The sequence below is a fragment of the Bifidobacterium sp. LH_230 genome (assembly GCF_056357555.1).
Genome location: NZ_JBKEWJ010000034.1, coordinates 1 through 22,864 on the forward strand (window position 1 = coordinate 1; position 22,864 = coordinate 22,864).

Below are 22,864 nucleotides of genomic sequence, written 5' to 3' on the forward strand. Positions count from 1 at the left end.
CCTCGCACATCAGACTCCGGGTCTCGTACTCGACGCCGTCGAACACCCACTTGCCCACCTGATCTCTCCTCTCGGATCATCAGGCGTTGCAACGATCACTAGAACCCGCCCTTTTCCCACCAGCTCCGCCGCCCCCCCTCATGCTCGCCAACCGGATCTCCATGGCCCTCTGTTCGGCGCGCAGACGCTCGAGGTTGGCGCGCAACGCGGCGATCTCGCCGCGCAGCGCATCCGCGTCCGCCGGCGGCGCGGCATCCCTGCGTTCCGGTCCGTCCTTCGCCACCATGGTCCCCTTCGTCTCGCCGAGCAGTTGCCGCTTCCAGTTTCGCACGACCGACGAATCCACACCCACCGCCCGTGCGGCTTCGCGCGACGTCATCTCACCGGACGCGCCCCTGAACTGTATTTCGTCAAATCGGCGTTTCGGTTTTAGTCACTGATTTTTTCGGGTTTTGGCGTGAGGGGTGCCGGCCGTTGGTTGGTGTGGTTATTGGTTGTTGTTTTCCTTGCCGAACATAAGGGCCTGGCTGACGCGTCGGCTGGGCCCGGTGAATTCGATGAGGCGTCCGTGGTGGACGGTGCGGTCGATGATCGCGGCGGCCATGTTGGGGTCGCCGAAGATCCTGCCCCATCCACTGAACTCGATGTTGGTGGTGTAGATGATGCTCTGGGTCTCGTACGCGTTGGTGACGACCTGGAACAGGAGACGACTGCCTTCCTCGTCGATGGGCACGTAGCCGAGTTCGTCGATGATGAGCAGCGGTGTCCGGCCGATCATCGCGAGTTCCTTGTCGAGCCGGTTGTCGGTCTGGGCCCTGAGGAGTCGCATGACCAGGCTCGCGGCCGTATAGTAGCGTACCGGTATTCCCTTGCGGCACGCGTTCCTGCCGAGCGCGATGGCGAGGTGGGTCTTGCCGGTGCCGGGAGGCCCGAACAGGACGAGGTCCTCGTGCCGGTCGATGAAGTCGAGGCTTTCGATCTGCTGCCTGCCGTAGTCGACCGGGAAGCGTATCGGGGTCCAGTCGTACCCGTCGAGTTCCTTATCGGCAGGGAATCCGGCCTGTTTGAGGAGTCGGGAGCGTTTGGAACGTTCCCGGGAATCGAGTTCGGCCCTCATCCATTCCTCCATGAACTCCATCTGGCTCGGCGTGGCCTGGGCGAGCTGGTCGGCGAGGATCTGGCGGGTCAGGGGCAGTCGTCGTGCGAGGTTCATGATCGTTTCGATCTTCTCGCCGGTGGACGCGCGGCGGCGTTTCGTGTCGGGCATGACGATGGGCGGCCGGTGCGACGTCATGGCTTATGCCTCCTTTCTTTCGCGCGTCTCGCGGGGTTTCATGAACACGTCGTATCCGGTCAGATCCGGCGCGGTCTGCTCGTACGGTTTCTCGCCGGCGGCGATGCGCCGGGCCATGGTGGTCAGGCTGGCCTCGTCGAGCGGGTGTCCCTGTTCGATCAGGTGCTCGCCGGCCTTGACGGCCGGTTCGAACCCGCACGCGTCGCTCGTCTTGGAGATGAGTCGGAACGTGGTTCTGCGCGCCTTGGCGTCCATGTGGTCGATCGCGAGCCTGAGCTTGTCGGGGAAATCACCGCGGATGGTGGAATCGTCCCACGCGCGGGTCTTGCGTCCCAGTGCGGGCAGGAGCGTGGCGGGGTTGCGGATCGTGGCGGGCGAGTCCCCGTACACGCGTGGAAGGCTCGCGCAGGTGCGCCCGTCCTGGGTGCGGATCGTCACGTTGAACGCGCGCAGTCCCACGTCCAACGTCCAGCCACGCCACGAGGGGCCGGCGAGGTAATAGTTGCCGTCGACCTGCACGCGCCCGTCCTTGTCGGCCTTCCGGACCTCCCAACGAACCGCGTCGTAGGGTTTGGCGGGCAAGGGCTGCATATCCGTCCTCTCCTCGGCGAACAGTTCCCCGATCGGCCTGCCCTTGCGGTAATGCGCCGTCTTGGCCATCGCGTCGCACCGCTCCAGCATGTATCGTGTCAACTGCGCGTACGACTCCGCGTTCAGCAGGGGCACCATGATGTTGCGGCGCAGGAACCCGACCGCGTTCTCCACGCTGCCCTTCTCGTTGCCCGAATTCGGGTTGCAGAACCGCGTCTCCAACCGGTAATGCGAGACGAACGATTCGAATACCTTGACGACAGCGACCTTGTCCCACGTGACCCGATGACCGGCACCGGTGGCGTTGTCGAGCACCAGCGTCAGCGGGACCGCGCCCGCGTGCTCGAATATCATGCGCAAACCGGCGCACACGCATTCCGCGTTCTCGCCGGGCAGGGCCACGCAATAGCGCATGTTCGAAAAGGGGAACGTGACGACCAGGCAATGCACGTCGACGCGATCCCCGCCGATCACGGCCTGCGCCAAACCGAAATCGACCTGAGCCTCGCCCGGACGCCATTCAAGTTCCAGAAACCCGTCCTCCGCCAGCCGGTGCTCCTCGCGCCAATGCTTCACATAGCGTTGCACCGGCGAGTACGAGCCCCGGTAGCCCTTCTCCGCGACGAGCCGGTCGTACACGCGTTGGGCGGTATGCCGTTGCTTGCGCGGCATGAACCGGTCCGCCTCCAACCATTCGTCCACCGTCGCCTTGAACGGGTCGAGCTTCGACGGTCTCGAGACGGGATGCTCCGGCTCTGGCGAGCAATCCTCCTCCCGGGCGTATTTCGCGACCGTGTCACGAGCCACGCCCACCTCTTTCGCGATGCTTCTCCATGACGCGCCACGCGCGTCAAGCACCCTGATACGTTGTTGCACGGACACCGGTACCGTCATTCCTTTCCTTTCCCGAGAAACCGAACGGTTTGCTTTCAACTCGGGAAACTAGTCCAGGCAGGACGGGCCGGTGTTCGCTTCTCACCACACGCTGAAGTGGACTAAAACCTGCCGCTCAAACGGAAACCTTCCACACGCTCACACGGCCCACCTCCTATTGAACAGACACAGTGCACCACTCCGACCACGGCTCGTGGTACATCAGCCTCGTATTCCACGCACGTGGCGGATGCGGGGATGCTCCCGTCGACCGGCACGGTCGGCGACTCGTACGGCAACGTGCCGGCTGATCGTACGAACAACACGTACAAGCGCGAGCTGATCTGGAACAATAGGCCGTACCGGACGGTAGATGAGCTGGAGTACGCGACGATACGGTGGGTCTCGTGGAACAACTCGAAGCGCCTGCACGCCTCCTTGGGCTACAGGACACCGGAACAGGCCGAGAACGAGTATAGATGGCACAAGCCGTCTCACAGCAGAGACGGAACAAAAACCAGACCTCATCAAATCAAGATCATCATTCATATGGCCTACGGCTTCATCACGCTGACATCCTCATCAGCCTCGTCATACTCCAATGAGGAAGACCCCAACACGTGGCTACCCGAACACACGATCTAACCCACGAAAACAACAGAAATCTCCAATATCTCCAAGAATATGCCTGTGTATGCCATACACTAGTAGTGTCTGGCGCACACAGACGCTGATGAGTCGGAGCGACTGACAAGAATCAGTCCGTTAGACTACCATATGGGTAAATTGATTGGCATCATCTTGAGGTGAAGCGTGGAACGGAACGGCGGAGAACAGTTGGCTACCAATAGAGAAACGATCACGGTGCTGGTTCCTTGCTATAACGAGCAGGAGTCTTTGCCGTTGCTATTTGAACGTATGGACACGTTAATTGCCGAATCCCGTGATCTTGAGTACACGATGTTATTTGTTGATGACGGTTCTAGGGATAATACCCGTGAATTAATTCGCGAGTACGCGAAGACTCATTCATATGCGGAGTATATTTTCTTGTCCAGAAATTTCGGCAAAGAGAAGGCCATGTATGCCGGTATTGTGAATGTGCATACGGATGGCTTGGTAATCATTGATGCCGATTTGCAGGATCCGCCGGAGCTAATTCCGCAAATGGCCGAGTTGTGGCGACAAGGATATGACGATGTATACGCCCGCAGGCGTTCTCGGGAGGGGGAGAGCTGGCTGAAGAAAGCGACGAGTCATTGGTATTATGATTTGTTGCAGAAGGTATCCGGTGTTGCAATTCAAAAAGATACCGGTGATTTCCGTCTGCTGGACCGTAAATGCATCGATGCACTGAAAAGACTGGATGAATCCGAACGCAATTCAAAGGCTTTGTTCAGCTGGATTGGATTTAAAAAGATAGAATTCTTGTACGATCGTGGCAAGCGTGTGGCTGGTAAGACCAAGTGGAATTATTTCAAGCTATTCCATTTGGCAATGGATGGCATTACAAGTTTTACCACACTACCACTGAAGATTGCGACTTGGTCAGGCGGAGTGGTTTCTTTTGCAGCGCTGGTATATGCGATTGTTGTATTAGTGCGGACTTTGTCCTTTGGCGTAGATGTTCCGGGATATGCTTCGACGCTGATTGTGGTGCTCATTCTTGGTGGCATGCAACTTTTGTGTATTGGAATTATTGGAGAATACCTTGGCCGCGTGTTTATGCAAACTAAAAATAGGCCAAATTATCTAATTGAGGAGGAATTGATTCGATAATATTTAATAATATTTAGAGTCAATTTACACTACAAGGCGAATAATATGGTGTCGGAAATGTCAACAAACCAGTCTTCTAATATTGATTGTCTGAGACGACGTTATGAGAATGATGTGCTGTCTTCTATTCTTCCCTCGGGTTTTATTACATATTGTAAAACATTCCACGGTCAAATTCTTTTATCGTTTGTTTTTTTGTTAATAGGCTATGGTCTTAAATTATTCGGTAATACATTTTCCATTGACACGCAGTCGATGATTAGCATTCCAGATTCTTTGTATCAATCATGGTACGAATTGGAGCGCTATGGGCTTATATTGTTTAAGCATCTAACCGGGCTTTATTGGTACAACAATGCCTTAGCTTCATTTTTGACTGTGGTACTATTCGGCTTTTCTGCATTACTTTGGGCATATATGTTATCTTCCCTTTCGAGAGATTATACGATTCAGCCGATGTTCTTCATGATTCCTTTTGTTGCGTCTCCCGTTTTGGCTGAACAGCTTGGATTTCTGCTGCAGGGGCCTGAAATAGCTTTTTCGATTGGCGCTGTGGCACTGTCGCTACTATTTACGAATCGGCTATTTGAGTCCAATCAAAAAAGAAAAAAAGTTGCATATGGATGTATCGCCGTTATTTTAGCTTATCTTGCCTTCTCCATGTATCTGGCAATGGTTACGTTATTTATAACGGGAGTCGCATTCATTGCAGTAATTCGATATTGGAACAGTAGTCTGAGGCGTCAACAATTGTTGTGGATTGGCTGTTCAGTTACCGTGTTCGCCGCGGGCTATCTGTTATTTAAGTCTACAAACTTCTGTGTAATGAAGTTCATGCATATTCAGGTTAATCCTTATATCGCGGATCAGTCCCGATGGGGTAAGGATAATTTCGATTTGATAGTAATTAATATATTAAAGCATGCTAGAGATATGTATTTTGGCTATGGTATTTTCTATTCTCTTCTTGCGACGATTTTTCTTGCCATTTTCGTGGTAATTGTTTTTGTGGAGAACTGTTTGCATGGTTTTAATATACTTAATATAATAATTGTTTTTGCTATTTGTTGTTCTCCTATGTTGATGTCGATAATTCTCGGATCGGCTCCCAGCGTAAGGACGGAAATTAGCTATTCTCTCGCTTTCTCATTGGCGGTTGCTTATTCGTGTACTCAGATATCGGCTTTGCCGGTTCGTGGTCTTTGCTCATATCTTTGTCGGGTTGCTGCTCTTGTTCTCGTGATTGTTGTTGGTTTGAATCAGGCATATATTGTAAATAGACTTTATTATACTGAATCTGTCACATATGAACAGGATGTTCAATTATCTTGGGAGATTAAAACACGTATTGATAATTTGGGTCTTGGTGAATCGCCCGATATTCCGGTGATTTTTGTAGGTTCACATACTCCATTGCGGAATAATGATTGCTATAAGAGTGACCAGCTTTCTTTGGTGGGACGCTCCTTATACGAAATTACTTTTTCTGTTGAGCATGGTACCTTTGTGAAAAATCTTTTTCTGGCGACTCAAGGTATTCACTACCAGACAGGATCGTCCCAGCAGTATAAGGAAGCCGAGTCGGTTTCCCAAAGCATGCCTCATTGGCCGGCTCAAGGAAGTGTGGCAAAACATGGCAATATTATTATTGTCAACTTTTGAGAGACGGGCTAGCTCCTTGGCTGCTGCATCGGGATTGAAGCCTATTTCCGTTTTCTCCACGTCGCGGATATAGTAATGATATGGCTGAAGAAGTGTTTACTCCTCATAACATCATTGTGACCGGTGGCTGCGGCTTCATCGGTTCGAATTTCGTCCACTACGTCTACAACAACCATCCGGATGTGCACATTACGGTGCTCGATGCCCTTACCTACGCGGGCAATCTGGAGAACATCAAGGGCATTCTGGGCGACCGCGTCGAGTTCGTGCATGGCAACATCTGCGACGCCGAGCTGCTCGACAGGATCGTGCCGGTCCATGACGCGATCGTGCATTATGCGGCCGAGTCGCATAATGATAATTCGATCGCGAACCCGGAGCCGTTTTTGAAGACCAACGTCGAGGGCACGTTCCGCCTGCTCGAGGCGTGCCGCAAGTACGACGTGCGCTACCATCACGTGAGCACCGACGAGGTGTACGGTGATCTTGCCCTGGACGATCCGGCGAAGTTCACCGAGGAGACTCCGTACCATCCGTCCTCCCCGTATTCGTCGACGAAGGCGAGTTCGGATCTGCTGGTGCGCGCGTGGCACCGCACGTTCGGCATTCGCATGACGATCTCGAACTGTTCGAACAATTATGGTCCGTACCAGCATGTCGAGAAGTTCATCCCGCGTCAGATCACCAACATTCTCGACGGCCTGAAGCCGAAGCTGTACGGCAACGGTTCGAACGTGCGCGACTGGATCCATACGGAGGATCACAGCTCGGCAGTGTGGACGATCCTCACGAAGGGCCGCATCGGCGAGACGTATCTGATCGGCGCGAACGGCGAACGGAACAACCTGACCGTGCTGCGCGACATCCTCACCGTCATGGGCAAGGATCCCGACGACTTCGACTGGGTCAAGGACCGTCCGGGCCACGACCGCCGTTACGCGATCGACTCGACCAAGTTGCGGACCGAGCTCGGCTGGAAGCCGGTGCACACGGACTTCCAGAAGGGACTCGAGCAGACGATCGCCTGGTACACGGAGAACCGTGCGTGGTGGGAGCCGGCCAAGGCCGCGACCGAAGCCAAGTACAAGGCACAAGGCCAGTGATCGGCTCCGATTGAATGAAGACATGCGACTTCTCTGGATCGTTTCCGGGGGGAGCCGCCATGATGAGGATGACTGACATGGATTTTGAAAAGGAACTGAAGGTCACCGAGACGAACATCCCCGGATTACTGGTGTTCGATCTGCCGGTGCACGGCGACAATCGCGGCTGGTTCAAGGAGAACTGGCAGCGTGCGAAGATGACTGCTCTGGGCCTGCCCGATTTCGGACCGGTGCAGAACAACATCTCGTTCAACGCGACCAAGGGAGTGACGCGCGGCATCCACGCCGAGCCGTGGGACAAGTACATTTCGATCGCGGCCGGCTCGATCTTCGGCGCGTGGGTCGACCTGCGTCCGGGCGAAAGCTTCGGCCAGGTGTTCACCACCCGTCTTGACCCGAGCAAGGCCATCTACGTGCCGCGCGGCGTGGGCAACAGCTTCCAGGCGCTCGAGGACGGCACGGTGTACACGTATCTAGTAAACGCACACTGGAGCCTCGAACAGAAGAAGACGTACACGTTCGTGAACCTCGCCGATCCGGAACTCAGCATCCAGTGGCCAATCCCGCTGGAGGAGTCCGAGAGGAGCGAGGCCGACCTGCATCATCCGATGCTCAAGGACGCCAAGCCGATGGATCCGAAGCGCACCATGGTCTTTGGCTGTGATGGCAAGCTTGGTCGCGCCATCCGTCGATACGCCGAGGAACATCATCTGCAAGGTTTCGAATATCATGACACCGATACGTTCGATATCGCCGACTCTGCCGCCTACGAAGACATCAATTGGGATTTGTATGGCACGATTATCAATGCCGCTGCCTACACCGCGGTCGATGCGGCGGAAACTCCAGAAGGCCGTAAAACCGCTTGGCGTACCAACGTCGAGGGTGTCAGGAATCTGGCGAAGGTGGCGACGGAGCACCGCATCACATTGGTGCATATTTCCAGTGATTATGTATTCGACGGCGAAAAGGAAATGCACGTCGAAGATGAACGGTTCGCACCTCTCAGCGTATACGGGCAGACCAAGGCTGCGGGCGATGCATTAGTCGAAAATGTTCCGCGCCATTACCTGCTTCGTTCCAGCTGGGTGATTGGCGAAGGCCACAACTTCGTTACCCGTATGCTTGGCCTCGCCAAAAGCGGAGAACATGCCGAAGCGCCGTCCGATCAGTTCGGCCGTCTCACGTTCACCAGCGATATGGCCGGAGCAATTTTCCATCTGCTCGTCAACCATGCGCCATATGGTACTTACAACATGACCGGTTCAGGCCGCGTCACCAACTGGTACGATATCGCTACGGCGGTATTCAAGGCGGCCGGCGCTGACCCGAGTTGTATTGTCGCCAATTCCGTGGCGGAATATGCGCACACTCATCATGCCGCCCTGCGCCCGCGTAATTGTTCCCTGAACCTCGAAAAACTCGAGGCAACGGGGTATCGGCCTGCCGATTGGGAGGAACTGCTCGATAACTATCTGGCAAAGGAGCTGGGCAAGTGAAAGGCATTATTCTGGCCGGTGGTTCCGGCACTCGTCTGTACCCATTGACTACCGTCACTTCCAAGCAGCTGTTACCGGTGTATGACAAGCCGATGATCTATTATCCGCTGAGCGTGTTGATGATGGCGGGAATCAGGGATATCCTTATCATTTCCACCCCGAAGGATCTGCCGAACTTCGAACGTCTGCTAGGCGACGGCTCTCAGTATGGCGTGAACTTCAGCTACAAGGTGCAGCCTTCACCCGATGGCCTTGCCCAGGCGTTTATCATCGGCGAGGAGTTCATTGCCGGTGAACCCTGCGCATTGGTGCTGGGTGATAATATCTTCTACGGTAACGGCTTGGGCAAGACGTTGCGTCGAGCCGCGTCCGTGGAACATGGAGCCACGGTATTCGGTTATTACGTTGATGATCCGGAACGCTACGGTGTGGTTGAATTCGATGAGAATCATAAGGCCATTTCCATTGTGGAAAAACCGGAGCATCCGGCAAGCAATTATGCCGTGACCGGCTTGTATTTCTACGATAATCGCGTTACGGAATTCGCCAAGCGAGTGAAACCTTCTGCCCGAGGCGAGCTGGAAATTACCGATCTCAATGAGATGTACCTTAAGGATGGTTCCCTCACTGTCCAAACGCTCGGCCGTGGTTATGCATGGCTGGATACGGGCACCATGGATTCCTTGTATGAGGCCGGCGAATTCGTACGCACCGTGCAGCGCGCGCAGGGTCTGCCTATTGCGGTTGCCGAGGAAATAGCGTTCGAAAACGGCTGGATTTCCCGTGACGAGCTTATGGAGGCCGCCATCAAGTATGGAAAGTCGCCATACGGTCAGCATTTGAAGAGCGTTGCGGAGAACAAAATCATCAGCAGGCCATCGGATGACCCGCAACAGTGAACATAGTGAAGTTTGGAAGGTAAAAATTATGAGTAAAAAGATACTGGTTACCGGAGCCGGCGGTTATATCGGCCGTCACGTCGTCAAGGCATTACTGGACACGGGGCAGGAGGTCATCGCTTCCGATTTGCGTTTGAATGATGTGGATGATAGGGCCACGAAGATCGAAGCGAACATCTTCGAGCCTGATGATGCATTATTCACCAAGCTGGGGTCTCCTGATGTCTGCCTGCATATGGCATGGCGAGACGGCTTCAAGCATAACTCCGACAACCACATGGGAGATCTTTCCAACCATTATCGGTTCATCAAGACGATGCTTGACAGCGGACTGAAGCAGATCGCCGTGATGGGCACCATGCATGAGGTGGGGTATTGGGAAGGCGCCATTGACGAGAACACGCCTTGCCACCCCGCTTCCATGTATGGCATTGCCAAGAATGCATTGAGAGAGGCAACCCTGATGCTGGCCAAGGAACATGACGCTATCGCACAGTGGATCCGGGCCTACTATATTGTGGGCGATGACGCGAGAGGCAATTCCATCTTCTCCAAGCTGTTGCAAGCCGCACAGGAGGGGAAGCCGACGTTCCCCTTCACTACCGGTAAGAACAAGTACGATTTCATCAATGTTGACGAACTAGCCCGTCAAATTGCGGCCGTTGTGTCCCAGACGGGAATCGATGGTGTCATCAACTGCTGCACCGGTAAGCCGATTACACTGGCCGAACGAGTCGAACAGTATATCAAAGATAATAACTTAGACATCAAGCTCGATTATGGTGCATTCCCCGATCGTCCGTATGATTCCCCGGGTGTATGGGGTGATGCTACAAAGATCAATAGGATTCTTGCTGCGCACTGATCCATATGCAATTGATTGGGGCGGTGTCCGTAATGCCACGGACACCGCCCCAATCATATTTACCGTTATTATTTGGCGGAAACTCGTGTGAACATTTGTTTCACGTAGGCAAGAGTTGCTTTGTTCACATGCAGCAACGCAACGGATAGCGCCATAATGATAATGAAGTCGACGACAAATAATATATAGGCATTTGCCATACCCATATGTGCGAAATCCAGCTTGCTGAACACCTGAATAATCACCTGATGATGAACCAGGAAAATCGGATATGAATACTTTGATATCGATCCGACAATCACGCGAACCGGTTGCATATTCACCCACTGGGAGATCCATACCAGTACGAGGAAGAACAGAATGCCCACCACGGTTACGGCAATATTGCCAGTAACCGGATGAAATATCTGCTGAAACACGAGTACGACAATGGAACCCGCTCCAACATAATGCGGTACCTTCTTGATGTATTTGACAAAATACATACCGAATAGTAGCTCCGGCAGACGGGTGGTAAGGAGAAGATCCTTCGGCATGCCATGCAGCTGCAGATTGGCGGCAAGAGTAATCGCATAACCGGCTAGCGCGATTCCTGCGGTCCACAGGGGATGCTTCTTGACGCACCAACGCAGCAATGGGAAAAAGATGTAGAAAATGATGATAAATCCAAGGAACCATTCGCCAAGTGTGTAGAACGTTGGGATCGCGGCATTGGCCAAAAACCCGTCAATGGCAAATAGGGAGAATAGCAGACTCCATTTTGGTGCCTGTGCCTCAACAATAGCGCCATTGTGCAGGAAAAGATATGCATTCGCAATAACGAACGCAATCCAGAACATCGGATAAATGGCCTTGAATCGCTTCCAATAGAAGGTGCGTAGATTCAGGTGTTCAGGTTCATCATGCGTATACATCAGTGCGGCGCCGGAGATGATCAGGAACAGCGATACACCGAGCCCGCCGACATAGATGCCGAATGGTTGGTTAACGAGTATCGGATGCTGTGTTAGAAACGGATTGTTAAAATGCGTAATAACAATCAGCACAGCGGCGAGAGCTCGTACTAAATCCAAGTAGAAAAGCCTTGGTCTATGGCCCTTGACCGGGGTCTGGGTCTGAGTAGTCGTCATTTCCGGTGCTCCTTCTGCTCCAACTGGTGCACATGCACCTTGACGAGAGTCGGACCAAGCACAGGAATCCTCTTGATGAGGTTCTTGATAATCCGGAGCGAGGTATTGCGGAAGCGCTTGCCTTCGGCAACCGCAACTGTGGTTTGGAAGAGATTGGGACGAATCCATGGATCGGTAACCGACTTGGTCATTTCACGCAACTCGTACGAAAGATTAGTGAGCTCGATTCGAGCGAAACGATCGGAGAAAATATATGCCGAATAGTAGCCGTTGCCTTGAGGCACATAGCCATAGGCTCGCTCGATGAAGTGCAGCATTGTTCCATCGACCTTATTAGGCTCTGGTGGGAAATCGGTATACTTCCATTCTCGATCCAGCAACCCATGAAAAGCCTTCGGACGGAACCAGAACATGGTGCCCATCGGCGCGACAGGTTCCTTCATTACGTCAAGTGGGATATTATTGAACCCGAGTTTTTCGAGAACGCTCCAGGTTCCCCAAAAGTTAGGTCCCCACGGGAACGTGTAGCTAGGAAAATAATCGGCATGGTTCGGAGCTGTGGGCATGGCAATGCCTAGACGCGGATTATCCTCAAACAGTTTGATGACATTGCTCACATATTCTTTGGAAGCCAGAATATTTTCAAAACATTTGTAAGCGAATCCGTCACCGATGCTATAAGGAGAGAGCTGGGTGACTTTCTTATCGTGAGCGAAGCACACGTAATCGTATTGCATGAGATCCTTGCCGCCGCCAATTAGCAATGCGCTGACGTCGCGACCACGATTTTCGATCAATCGCACATCGACGTTATATGGCAAGTCGCGGCAACGATCTTTGACCAGTTGCTGGTTTTCTCCTGAACCCACAGTGATAATAACGTCACAGCCTTCAGGCATTGAACGAATATACTCAATGGTCTTGTCTAGCAGATCCATGTAATACACATGAATGACCAGTGCAATACGCCGTTCCTGCGGAATCGGCACTCCCATTGACTGTGGCAAGACATAGTCGAGATGCAGATTCTTCTGCAAGTCCGCCATGTTCATCGTGCGAATGGCGTTCTGCCAAATTAGATCAGTGTCGTAGTCAGTGTGATCACGTAGATACTCAAAAAGATCGAGTGCGGCATTGCCGACCGCCTGCGTCATGACATCACGGTAATCATGGAAGAAGGAGCGACGTTTAAAAATTGGACAGCGTTTCTCTGCTACTAACGTTTTCGCCGCGTAGGTGATGGGACCATACGAGAAGCCTTCCAAATCGTCCGTATTCACATATACATCCCACTTGAACCCCTTATCCGCGAAGCGCTTGGTAAACAGCGATTCATGCAGACCAACAGAATCAAAATAGTTCTTGATTTCCGGCATGTTGTCCCAATAGTCGCGGAATGCCTGACTGGTGTGCAAACTCTTACGATAAGCATGGAAATGCGACTGAATATGCTCGGGAAGATAGCCAAAGGGACTGCGGCCAAAGGGATCAGTAGGCACCCGATGGAATTTGGTAATGCCCCAGAAATCAAGATCCCGTTGATCCATTGTTTCAAACATTTCGGAGAATGGATACACCGGTCCCATGATTGTTGCATTAAATAGTACAATTTCATCAAAGGTTGCGAGTTTGTCCCAGCCGTATGAATCAAGAGCAGTCTTATATGCCCATACGTCGAAACCTTTGTTCGCACGAACAATAAGTTTATCGGTATATGTCAGGAATTTGGATCGTCCTTCATTGTTCAGCTTGCCATTGACAACAATGGTTATTTCGGAAAAGAATGGTTTAAAACCGTCTAATAGAGTTGACACATAATCGTCCACAACACCATCTTTGTCATAGAAAAAAAAGATGCCCAGTCTGTTACATGTTTCTTCGTCAATGCGCATGATTTATTACTCCTGGATATTGTCACTAATAATGATTTTATTTATAGATTTTACGGATACGGCGATATGTCTTTACAGGGTGCTCGACAATTTGTTTTTTCAGAGTTTCACATTGTTGCTGAAGCTCTTGATTTTTGCGGCGTAACCGCTCTACCTCCTGTGCGTATGAAGTAGAACGAGCTTTGAAAATAGTAACAAAACTAATATTCGTCTGTAAGGCTTCTTCGAGTTCCTTTTGCCTTTTGAGCAGACCTTTGCATTGCTCTTGACGTTCGAAATATGATTGAGTCATATCTGATAAATCGCCCAGCATATGTGTGGGGGATGGAGTCGCTTTTCGTCTTCCGTCGAGATAAGCGCAAAGAGTATCGAAATGCTCATCGATACGGGCTTGTACACCGGAGAAATCGAATGGATGCTGATGCTCGATCGCGTTCTGGACGGTCGAGCTTAGCAGTTTCACTTCAGTGACATAGTAATCATCAAAGCCAAGTTGATGATATAAATCTTTTGTCTTCTTGGTCTGTTGGTAATCGAAGCCTACGATTGGTTTACCGAAAACGGAAGCTGTAACAGATCCATGCAGACTGGTCCCAACATACAAATTGCAATTGGCAAGAATACCAATGATCTGTAACAAAGATAGAGGTTTTTGCGGTACGAACGCGTCGAAGGAGAGCTTTTCAGCAATGGCTCGCAGTGCATCCTCGTCGCCATGTGTATATGCAAGAGGTAACAGCACCACATCGCGGCCGACATTGTGAAGTTTATTAAGCATGGCAACTACATCCGTAACGGCATCTTCGGGAATGAACCTGTTGCAATGAAACACAATATAGTTGTCAGATTTGGGGAATATCTCCTCCTTAGCATTATGCAGTTGCTGTTCGGAGGCTATAGCTTTCAAAGAAAAGCCTGTGTCGGGCACAATCGAGACTTGTGCATCGTCAATACCGATATCATGTAGGACACCGGCAGAGAATTCGTTTCTGACGCTCAGATAATCGACATTACCGATCAGTAAACGCGCGGTTTTAGCAGCAGAATCAAATGCAAATGGAATGCCGGGAGCATTCCACAGCAGAGGAACATCATATTTCATTTTCATGAATGAAGGAATCATCCACACCTTATCCATTGGATACTGAGTGAATGTCGCGCTAGAAAAATCCCGCTTCTGCCCGAAGCGATGCCAATGAATGATTTCGCCTCCACCGACGATAATCGCATCGAATGGTTTCTCCTGATGCATGCATTCCAAATCATCCAGAGAATGCACGGCGGAGTTTTCCACGAAGCTCTCCTGTGCTGCAAACGGAGAAAACAGCACTACTTCACCCTGATAGCCGCGGCGTTTTAACTCATTTCTGCACACCATGGGGAACAGATGATCTCCATAGTTCGGGATGTCAAACACTCCGCAAAGCGCTACACGAGACATATCGACTTCCTTATTGTCGTTTTCGATTCCCGATTATTTATTCGATATGGTGAATCGTATGGCCCGCTCATTGAGCACGCCATTTTCGCTGTTTTCGTTATTTCTGATGGCGAAATACGCACAATTATCGTCATTAGTAAAAGCAACGTATTCTATATTATCCGGATCATCGTTATCGTCCACCCGCAAGGTGGCAAACAGTCTGTATTCTCCGTTATTTATCAGGTTCAGAGGAATGGAGAAACCTATGGTATGGTGTCCTGGTTGGATGGGTGTTCCCTTGCCGTTTGTCTGGCTGTCAATATCGTAGATCTGGCCTCCTCTACGAGCGTCTTGAAGAATGACACCAAGATAAGCGGGAATGTCCCCATTGAACTGGTACTCAATATCGAAATCGTATGTTCCAGAACCATCTACAATATCATTTCCGTGATTCATCACCTTAAGGATGGGTACACGAGAATTCAAACCGGTGGGATGCTTACGCTCCTGCTTAGCTTGCGTCTGAAAAATCGTATTTTTCTGGGCATTTTCCAAGCTGTACTGATCAGCAACCTGTCGCGGATCGCCGGATGCGGCAATAACACCTTCTTTTATGAGAATAGCCTTATTGCAGTATTTTTTCATTGACGCCATGCTATGGGTCACTAGAATCACTGTTTTTGATGGATCTTCTTTAACGCTTTTGAAGAATTGATCGCATTTCTTCTGGAATGCTTCATCTCCCACCGCTAGTACCTCATCCAGCACGAGGATATCTCCCTGCGCTTTGATCGCTACAGAGAACGCCAGACGCACCTGCATGCCGCTGGAATAATTTTTAAGTTTCTGATCCATGAAATCGCCAAGCTCGGCAAACTCCACGATATCGTCATACATCGCATCAACCTCTGCGTGGCTGAAACCAAGCAAAGCGCCGTTAAGATATACGTTTTCGCGACCCGTCAGTTCCGGATTGAAACCAACACCCAGCTCAATGAACGGCACCAGCTTACCGTTGACTTCCACTGAACCATGCTCCGGTTGATAAATCTGCGAAATGATTTTCAGCAGCGTTGACTTGCCGGAACCGTTACGACCGACGATGCCGAAGAAATCACCGCGATGTACTTCGAACGAAATATCGTTGAGCACATGCTGCTCCGTGTATCCTTTAATGCCTTTCGTCCAATTGAGAAAAGCCATTTTCAGACCGGTAGCCTGCTCGGTGGGCAGTCTGAAGGATTTGGATACGTGCTCGACGCGCAGCACGACATCGTTGGTAATTACTGCACTCCGCTGCACATTACTCATGACTACAATACCTCCGCAAATCGAGCACTATGCTTACGGAACACCTTGATTCCAGCGATCAGAATCACTACTGTCAAAATGTAGGGCAGTGTTGAAAGCCAGGTGGATCCAACAAACGTCCAGACAGTCGGAACATCTTCCGGAGATAACAGATTATGGCGGACATCCATAATCGCTTGTGTACTTGGCACAGCCATCATATATTTTGCCGCCCAAGCGAACTCTGGTGCTCGTTGACCTACCATACCGATTGGGTAAATAATCGGAGTGGCATAGAACATCGCCTGCATAAGGACTTCCCAAATATGCGCCACATCACGGAAGTATACGTACAACGTGCTCAACAGCAGGGCAATACCGAGTGCTAGCAAATACAGTTGAAGAATATTGAGCGGGACGAGTAGCAACCGCCATGTGTAGTGGGCGTGGGAGAAGAAGCCAAAGCAGATGACGACCACCAGGTTGATACCAAGCGAAATCATCGACCCCATAGTGTTTGAAGCGACGATAATGTAGCTAGGGAAATGCACCTTACGCATTAAATCACCACGATCAACGATACCGCGCATGCCCATGGTCGTTGCTTCATTGAAGAAGGACCAGAGACATGTGCCGCAGAGCAATGAGATAGCAAAAGTCGGGGTCCCATCCGAGAACTTCAGGAATCGAACGAACACTACATACATCACTGCGAACAGCATGAGCGGTTTGAGCACAGACCATGCCATCCCCAAAAACGACCCCTGATACCGGAGCTGGAAGTCCGTTTTCACTAGTTCCTTGAACACGACCAGTGAATACCGGTATTTGGCCTTCAATCGTTGTAACGGATTACCCATAATAGACTTAGTGTAGCAAGAGTACGGTATCTGCTGATCTTGTTATTGGGGCGATGGCTATTGCATATTCTTGATCCGCGCGTCATAGATTCGCTTTTCGAATAAGCGGATTTGACGGGTGATTATGCAGTGGGCGCGCTGGGTAAGGGATAACTTGCCAACTAGTTCGCGGTATTCCTCGGAATCTTTTTGCCGCTGTTCCTGGCTTGCTGGTTCGTTGAAATCGGGTGCGGATGTTTCCTCATGAAATGCGCCGACGAGTGTGTAATAGCTGCGGCCTGGTCGAACACCCCGCTCTAGACACAGGCGGAAGTTGGCGGCACCAGCGGCGAAATTATCGTGATAGAAGCTGAAGCTGCGTTCTTTGTGTGTCACTGAGTCGGCGGACTGCAACCAGTTGTAGAGATTCACTTCGATATCGGCTACTCTGTGCATGCGTATGTAGAGTTCACCGGCGACCATCACATCTTGTGCGTACATGCCTTCCGGGAAGCGAATGCCGTCCCACAATTCGCGTCTGTAGAGTCGACACCAGTTTGCCTCGTTGAAATATCGCGCTTCGGTGTGACGTCCGAGTTTATCGCCAATCAGACGTAGGCTTTTGCAGAACACGGTTTGATAAACGGTGAGAGGATGCTCGAATACGGTGATTGTGTTCGGGGCTTCGGCTCCCTTCGCGGCCGTCGCTGCCACGGTTGCCAGTTGGGATACGCCGAATTGACGCCATCGGGCCTTACTCATATCGGCTCCGGTGACAAGCAATGCATGCAGCAAATACTCGATATTGTGCCGGTCGAGAATGTCATCATTATCTGCAAATGCAATGTACTCGCCGTGGACAGCATCAAGACCAGCGTTCTGCGCCTTGGAAATGCCTCCATTCGATTGATGAATCACCGTGACGCGGGAGTCTTTTTCCGCGTATTCGTCGCAGATTGCTGGGCTGGAATCTTTTGCCCCGTCGTCTACCAGGATTACTTCCAGATTGCTGTACGACTGTCCCAGAATCGAGTCTATGCAGTATCGCAGATAGTTTTCAGCGTTATACACTGGCACAATAATCGAAATCAACGGCTTTGACTGCGGCATAATCCCTCGAATCTCAAATTCTGGCTACGTTCCTGATAACTTAAGTATGTCATACAATGCATGGGTCTCATTGATCGCATAGTTATGACAGTAAATGTTGGGCGATTCTCATTAAGAGCAAGCTGATCCGCTCAGTCGATCTTTCCACGTTCAACTGTGCAGATCAGATAGATAAGTTCCTTCACTAACTCATGTAGTCTCCGAGATGGAAAACAAGTCGCTCCCAGTTTATTCGAAAGCCGAACAATAGCTCATCGAACCGTAAAAAAGTCCGTGTCGTTCAGATACCCCTTGCCCGCTGTCATATCGTACTGCACGAGTGTGTATTCCTTAAGCAGTTTCTTTGCTTTCTTGGACAGGTTCTTGTGCTTTATCTTGTTGCCGTTTGCATCCATATATATGATGCTGCCTTCGCCCCAATCGCCGTTGCCTGTAACCAATCGCGTGAACGCAGGAATTTCTGCGCGGAGTTCGTCCAGCATCTCCAAATATGCAGACACTTGGGCGTTCATGTGTTCTGCGGCGAGCGACATGAAGAAGTTCGAGGATGTAACATTGACATCGCTCGCATCGAGCTTTGTTCCGCTGGACGCAGACGCTTGGTTTGACCAGATGAAGTAATCGGTTTCATGCAAGGTCACTGCATTATCAGCATTGCTGGCTGCGGTGTAATAGATACCGGGAAGATGATCTCCATAGAAAATAACGGTGATCGGACGGTTCATTTGATTGAGTTGATTCAGAAAATTACCGGTTGCTTGGTCGCTTAAATTCACGCCCTTGATATATGTATCAATGCTTAGGCGCTCGCTGTCACTCAACTGGGACGTATCAGCCTCCTTAAACTGATTATTTACATACCAGTCGTTGTATGGCACGTGATTTTGTATCGTAGCAAGTTGGATAAATCGGGCACGGTCCCCGTCACTGTTAAGCGAGTCGATTACGTTCTGATATGCGGCTGCATCGCTCACGTGCAGTGAATTGTCGATGCGATCCTGATGTGTGATCGGGGGATTACTGTCCAGCGTACTGAAGCTGCTGAACCCGAACTTTTTGTAGTCCGAATCGCGCAGGTACATGTTCTTGTAATACGGGTGGAACGCCGAAGACGCCTCGTCACCGTACTTTGCGTTCCAAATCTGATTAAACGTGTACGGATGCTTCTGATGTGGCACCAGCTCCTGATACGGTGACTGCATCGAGTCATCGAATAGGCCGAGATTGAGTCCCGTAAGTGCTTGATACTCGATGTTGGCTGTGCCACCACCGATACTGGGTGACAGCATCAGTCCCGAAGTAGTCGAATTCTTGATCAAGCGAATGTTCGGCATCGGGTCCTCGGTCAGGGTGATACCCGGCACTCGGGTCGGATCGGAGAACGACTCGGACAGGATCATGATGACCGTACTGTCGGTGAGATTATTGGCACGGTTCTGATTGGTCTGTTTTGCTTGCATTGCGTATTTCTCGGCTATCTCCGCCATTGCTGTCTTGCTATATCCGTCCGGCTTGTTCATGATCTTTGCATGCGTCAGACGCAGGAAGTTCATCGCCGGTCCGTTGGCTCGTGCGTCGCCAAGCGTGTCCCACAATTGCGGGGTGTCGCCCATGTTTTTTGCCCACTCGTACGACCAAGATCCAGGAATACTGAGATTCCATGTGAATGAAAACAGCATCGCCATGCTAACGATCATCGCGATCAATCTTGTGCAATTGCCGGCAATCACCTTCCAATTAAGGAATGGATGCCTCCAATGGAACGGTATTACGCAACGTCGGTGGTCAATGAACTGCAGCAGTATGCAAATTATGATCCACAAAACCAGCATACGAATTGAGCGGTGTACCATCGCAACAGCGTCTTGTGGAATGAATGACCATATTTCGCCGCTGTTACCTCCGGAAACAAAACTCAAATCGGACGGGATGATCGGTTCATTGCGAAGCTTCACCTTGATACGGTTCGCCACTGCGAACACTGCCATGATGATCGAGAAAATCGCAGTTGCTACCCAAAACCGGTTGATCAGGAAGATCAGTACCAGATACATCAAGCCGAGAACCAAGAGATTTAACAGTGCATTGTTAAGATGCTGCAGCCAGATTTGCGCTACAAATTTAGTGACCTGTCCACGAATGCTGTTCCATGCCTTGGTATAAGCGTCTACTGCATTTGGATCTTCATATACCGGTTCGGCATAGACGCTCCATTGCAGGATCACCATCGATGCGGTCGTGACACAAGCAAATACAATCGTGTAGAACGCATACGAAAATTGCAGACGTTTGCTCCACAAAGTACGGATGACGGTGCCGGCTTTGCGCAGGAATAAGCCGGTCGCTTGACCTGCTTTGGAGTCAAGTACAGGCGACATCCATGTGCGTAGCCGATGCTTGGCGCTCGCGAGTCCTTGCTTGATGGTCTCGGCTCTGGCGTGCAGTTTGTCCCCGAACTTACCTTGTGACATCCTCATTCACCCACAATTCGTTTCATAACGTAACCCGCATATTGTAATCGTAGGTTCAGGACGTATTTACCCTTTGTTCATCCTCGGTTTTGTGCGAGATCGATGTGTGGCTTGCCTGTTGCGCCGGTGATTTGAGATTTCGATGCGTTATTGATTGAATACTCTGTTGGACGTAATGTGATGGGTCCGACGCTCCCTCAATCGGCTTTGCCGACAGCTCCCTCAACCGAGGGAGCCGAGAATAGAGAATCACATTAAGCCCGACAAAGCACTATGTTGCATGGCCTCGTTCACATGACCGAGTGACCGATCACTATTCTTGCACGTTCGTTTCGCTTGCGTACCTGAACGCACAGCTTCTGTACGTACTACTACGGTCGGTGAAATGTCCGGTATCCGTGAGTGAGCACGGCCTTACGTACCGCATCACGAAATCGTGACGTGAGTCTTGAGATACTCGTCAATCGCAAACAGTCCGGAATAATCTCCGTCGCCTACCTGACGTATCAGCGTATCGAAATCTACCGAGTCTCCGGTCTGTAATTCGGTAATGTCCTCCGCGTCGTCAGTCGAAATCTTGTCCGGATCGGTAGCTGCGATGAACGCCCACCGAGTCGCCCACATCTGCACCGTTTTGCCGTTGACCTGCGTTGCGACAATCAGACTATTGCCAATATCGCCGGCGGAATTCATGCCGTCCGTAGTAGCATCGCCGCCGTTCATACCGTTATCCGCGTCGGTGACGGTGAATCGGCACAACTCGTACTGTGGGTGTTCATTACTTACCACGGCTAGATCATCGGTGCCGGTTTCGGGAACGAACCGAGCTTTGCCGAGCCATGCGTACGGCAAAGTGACAGTGTATCCGTTTGCTGTGGTGGTTGTGAGCTGTCGCCTTGCGATGCGGTCATAGGCCCACACAATGTCGGTTGTATCGCTGTTGATTCGCTCGTATCGGACGTACTCGTCGCTGCTGACCTGCGCCCAATCGGGCATGGCGGATGATACGGACGTTGAGCTGGACTGCACGGCATCGTTCAGATCCAGTTCGTCGTCCATGCAGTCGCGCTGCGCGGTGCCGAGCGTGGTTTGCGAACTGTGCAGCCAGACTTTGCTGTGGTCCGCGGCTCGTTTCCAACTGAAGACGTTCGGTGCGGGGTTGTTTTGCGGGGCGCATTGCAGCCAGGCTTCGTCTAGCTCGCCGTCGAGATCAGATTGTTGCGCGAACGATTCCGTCCAGTCTGTATTAGCGGTGGGATCGGTAGTGTCGGTATCGGTGTTGGACTCCGTGGGCTGTTCGGCAAAGTTGTTCTTGGTACCGGCAGCAGGGTCCGACTGGGTAGTGTTCGGGACCGTGGGTTGTTCTGCGGATGGATTGGTGGAAGTACCGGAGGGCACGCTCTGCGAATGTTCGCCGTATGGCTGTTCGGCGGTGTGAGATTGTGCACTGCCACATGCCGCTGTGCCCAGCACGATACAGACGGTGAACAGGATGCTGATACTGGCGGTGAGACGACGTTGTTTCATATGACCAGTGTATTGCGTCAGATCAGCTGACATGCAGGGGCGGACTGATTGACGCGGATGGTATGGCGTTTGCGCGGTGCTGCGCGATGTCTGAGTGTTCCGCCACTGAAAAATCCAGTGCTGCCGTGCGTAGCCACCGCTATGTGATGTGTGCGCGACACGCGCGACGCGGCGGGATTTGCATTGTTGGCGGTTGCGTGTATATTAGTCACTCGTTGCACGGAAGCGTGTGGCGCTGAGCTTGCCCCTGTAGCTCAGTTGGTTAGAGCAGCTGACTCTTAATCAGCGTGTCCAGGGTTCGAATCCCTGCGGGGGCACGGTTAAGGTCGGAATCGAAAGATTCCGGCTTTTTTCGTTTTCGGCTCGTTCGTCGTCGGGGCAGACGGCGTGGCGAGCGGCGGGGAAACGGTTGGCTCTTCGCACTTTCGCGGGCTGGTGGAATCGATAGCCTGAAGTGGTGCTGATTTTGTTGCGTGATGTTTTTTGTTGCGTGATGTTTGTGTAGCAGGGTTAAGTAAAGAAAAGTGTGTCTTATTCTGGCGTGTCATTGGCGTGTTGGTGGGTTATTTTGAGCGTCCGGCCCAGCCGGTCCTGATACCGAACCCGCTTTCATAGGC

17 protein-coding genes, 1 tRNA gene and 1 pseudogene are annotated in these 22,864 nt (G+C 51.5%); 8 read left to right on the forward strand and 11 right to left on the reverse strand.

From position 1 onward, the window contains the following. Window positions 1-79: 79 nt before the first annotated feature. The 3 genes from AC1A0G_RS11755 to istA form a co-directional block, all read right to left on the reverse strand. Window positions 80-379 carry a hypothetical protein gene (locus tag AC1A0G_RS11755; protein WP_476529945.1) on the reverse strand — a complete coding sequence of 100 codons (300 nt, stop codon included), beginning with the start codon at window positions 377-379 and terminating at the stop codon, window positions 80-82. A 108-nt stretch (window positions 380-487) separates the two neighbouring features. Then, entirely contained in the window at window positions 488-1,294 is an 807-nt protein-coding gene (gene istB / locus AC1A0G_RS11760) for an IS21-like element helper ATPase IstB (protein ID WP_476529946.1), read from the reverse strand. Between the two features lie 3 nt (window positions 1,295-1,297). Then, window positions 1,298-2,779, reverse strand: a complete 1,482-nt coding sequence (gene istA, locus AC1A0G_RS11765) for an IS21 family transposase (protein WP_476529948.1) — start codon at window positions 2,777-2,779, stop codon at window positions 1,298-1,300. Window positions 2,780-2,949: 170 nt separating this feature from the next. Here istA and AC1A0G_RS11770 point away from each other — a divergent pair. The 7 genes and pseudogenes from AC1A0G_RS11770 to AC1A0G_RS11800 all read left to right on the forward strand — a co-directional run. Then, window positions 2,950-3,234 (forward strand): annotated as a pseudogene (locus tag AC1A0G_RS11770) (IS3-like element ISBlo10 family transposase); the annotation flags it as partial. Between the two features lie 337 nt (window positions 3,235-3,571). Continuing rightward, entirely contained in the window at window positions 3,572-4,537 is a 966-nt protein-coding gene (locus AC1A0G_RS11775; RefSeq protein WP_476529950.1) for a glycosyltransferase family 2 protein, read from the forward strand. A gap of 45 nt (window positions 4,538-4,582) precedes the next feature. Next, entirely contained in the window at window positions 4,583-6,199 is a 1,617-nt protein-coding gene (locus AC1A0G_RS11780; protein ID WP_476529951.1) for a glucosyltransferase domain-containing protein, read from the forward strand. Window positions 6,200-6,279: 80 nt separating this feature from the next. Then, window positions 6,280-7,302 carry a dTDP-glucose 4,6-dehydratase gene (gene rfbB / locus AC1A0G_RS11785; RefSeq protein ID WP_476529953.1) on the forward strand — a complete coding sequence of 341 codons (1,023 nt, stop codon included), beginning with the start codon at window positions 6,280-6,282 and terminating at the stop codon, window positions 7,300-7,302. A 77-nt stretch (window positions 7,303-7,379) separates the two neighbouring features. Next, window positions 7,380-8,801 (forward strand): sugar nucleotide-binding protein, encoded by a 1,422-nt coding sequence (locus AC1A0G_RS11790; protein ID WP_476529955.1) that lies wholly within the window; start codon window positions 7,380-7,382, stop codon window positions 8,799-8,801. Then, a complete protein-coding gene (gene rfbA, locus AC1A0G_RS11795; RefSeq protein ID WP_476529957.1) occupies window positions 8,798-9,700 on the forward strand; it encodes a glucose-1-phosphate thymidylyltransferase RfbA in 903 nt (300 codons plus the stop codon). Before AC1A0G_RS11790 ends, rfbA begins: the two co-directional genes overlap by 4 nt. A gap of 28 nt (window positions 9,701-9,728) precedes the next feature. Beyond that, on the forward strand, window positions 9,729-10,565 hold the full coding sequence (locus AC1A0G_RS11800) for an NAD-dependent epimerase/dehydratase family protein (RefSeq protein WP_476529959.1): 837 nt from the start codon (window positions 9,729-9,731) through the stop codon (window positions 10,563-10,565). Between the two features lie 68 nt (window positions 10,566-10,633). Here AC1A0G_RS11800 and AC1A0G_RS11805 read toward each other — a convergent pair whose 3' ends face one another. The 8 genes from AC1A0G_RS11805 to AC1A0G_RS11840 all read right to left on the reverse strand — a co-directional run bounded on the left by AC1A0G_RS11805 (window position 10,634) and on the right by AC1A0G_RS11840 (window position 22,280). After that, the gene (locus AC1A0G_RS11805) at window positions 10,634-11,695 is read right to left on the reverse strand and encodes an acyltransferase family protein (RefSeq protein WP_476529961.1); all 1,062 of its coding nucleotides are present in this window, start codon (window positions 11,693-11,695) and stop codon (window positions 10,634-10,636) included. Continuing rightward, a complete protein-coding gene (locus AC1A0G_RS11810) occupies window positions 11,692-13,587 on the reverse strand; it encodes a rhamnan synthesis F family protein (RefSeq protein ID WP_476529963.1) in 1,896 nt (631 codons plus the stop codon). The genes AC1A0G_RS11805 and AC1A0G_RS11810 overlap by 4 nt, the downstream gene beginning before the upstream one ends. Before the next feature lie 37 nt (window positions 13,588-13,624). Next, window positions 13,625-15,028, reverse strand: a complete 1,404-nt coding sequence (locus AC1A0G_RS11815) for a polysaccharide pyruvyl transferase family protein (RefSeq protein ID WP_476529964.1) — start codon at window positions 15,026-15,028, stop codon at window positions 13,625-13,627. A gap of 33 nt (window positions 15,029-15,061) precedes the next feature. Continuing rightward, entirely contained in the window at window positions 15,062-16,321 is a 1,260-nt protein-coding gene (locus tag AC1A0G_RS11820) for an ABC transporter ATP-binding protein (protein WP_476529965.1), read from the reverse strand. A 2-nt stretch (window positions 16,322-16,323) separates the two neighbouring features. After that, window positions 16,324-17,160, reverse strand: coding sequence for an ABC transporter permease (locus AC1A0G_RS11825; protein WP_476529966.1), 837 nt, complete (start codon window positions 17,158-17,160; stop codon window positions 16,324-16,326). 57 nt (window positions 17,161-17,217) lie between these two features. Further along, window positions 17,218-18,249, reverse strand: a complete 1,032-nt coding sequence (locus AC1A0G_RS11830) for a glycosyltransferase family 2 protein (RefSeq protein ID WP_476529967.1) — start codon at window positions 18,247-18,249, stop codon at window positions 17,218-17,220. A 251-nt stretch (window positions 18,250-18,500) separates the two neighbouring features. Further along, on the reverse strand, window positions 18,501-20,720 hold the full coding sequence (locus AC1A0G_RS11835) for an LTA synthase family protein (protein ID WP_476529968.1): 2,220 nt from the start codon (window positions 20,718-20,720) through the stop codon (window positions 18,501-18,503). A gap of 426 nt (window positions 20,721-21,146) precedes the next feature. Continuing rightward, window positions 21,147-22,280 (reverse strand): hypothetical protein, encoded by a 1,134-nt coding sequence (locus tag AC1A0G_RS11840; protein ID WP_476529969.1) that lies wholly within the window; start codon window positions 22,278-22,280, stop codon window positions 21,147-21,149. Between the two features lie 210 nt (window positions 22,281-22,490). Between AC1A0G_RS11840 and AC1A0G_RS11845 the strand changes: the two genes are divergently transcribed. Continuing rightward, window positions 22,491-22,564, forward strand: a tRNA-Lys gene (locus tag AC1A0G_RS11845). Window positions 22,565-22,864: the final 300 nt, after the last annotated feature.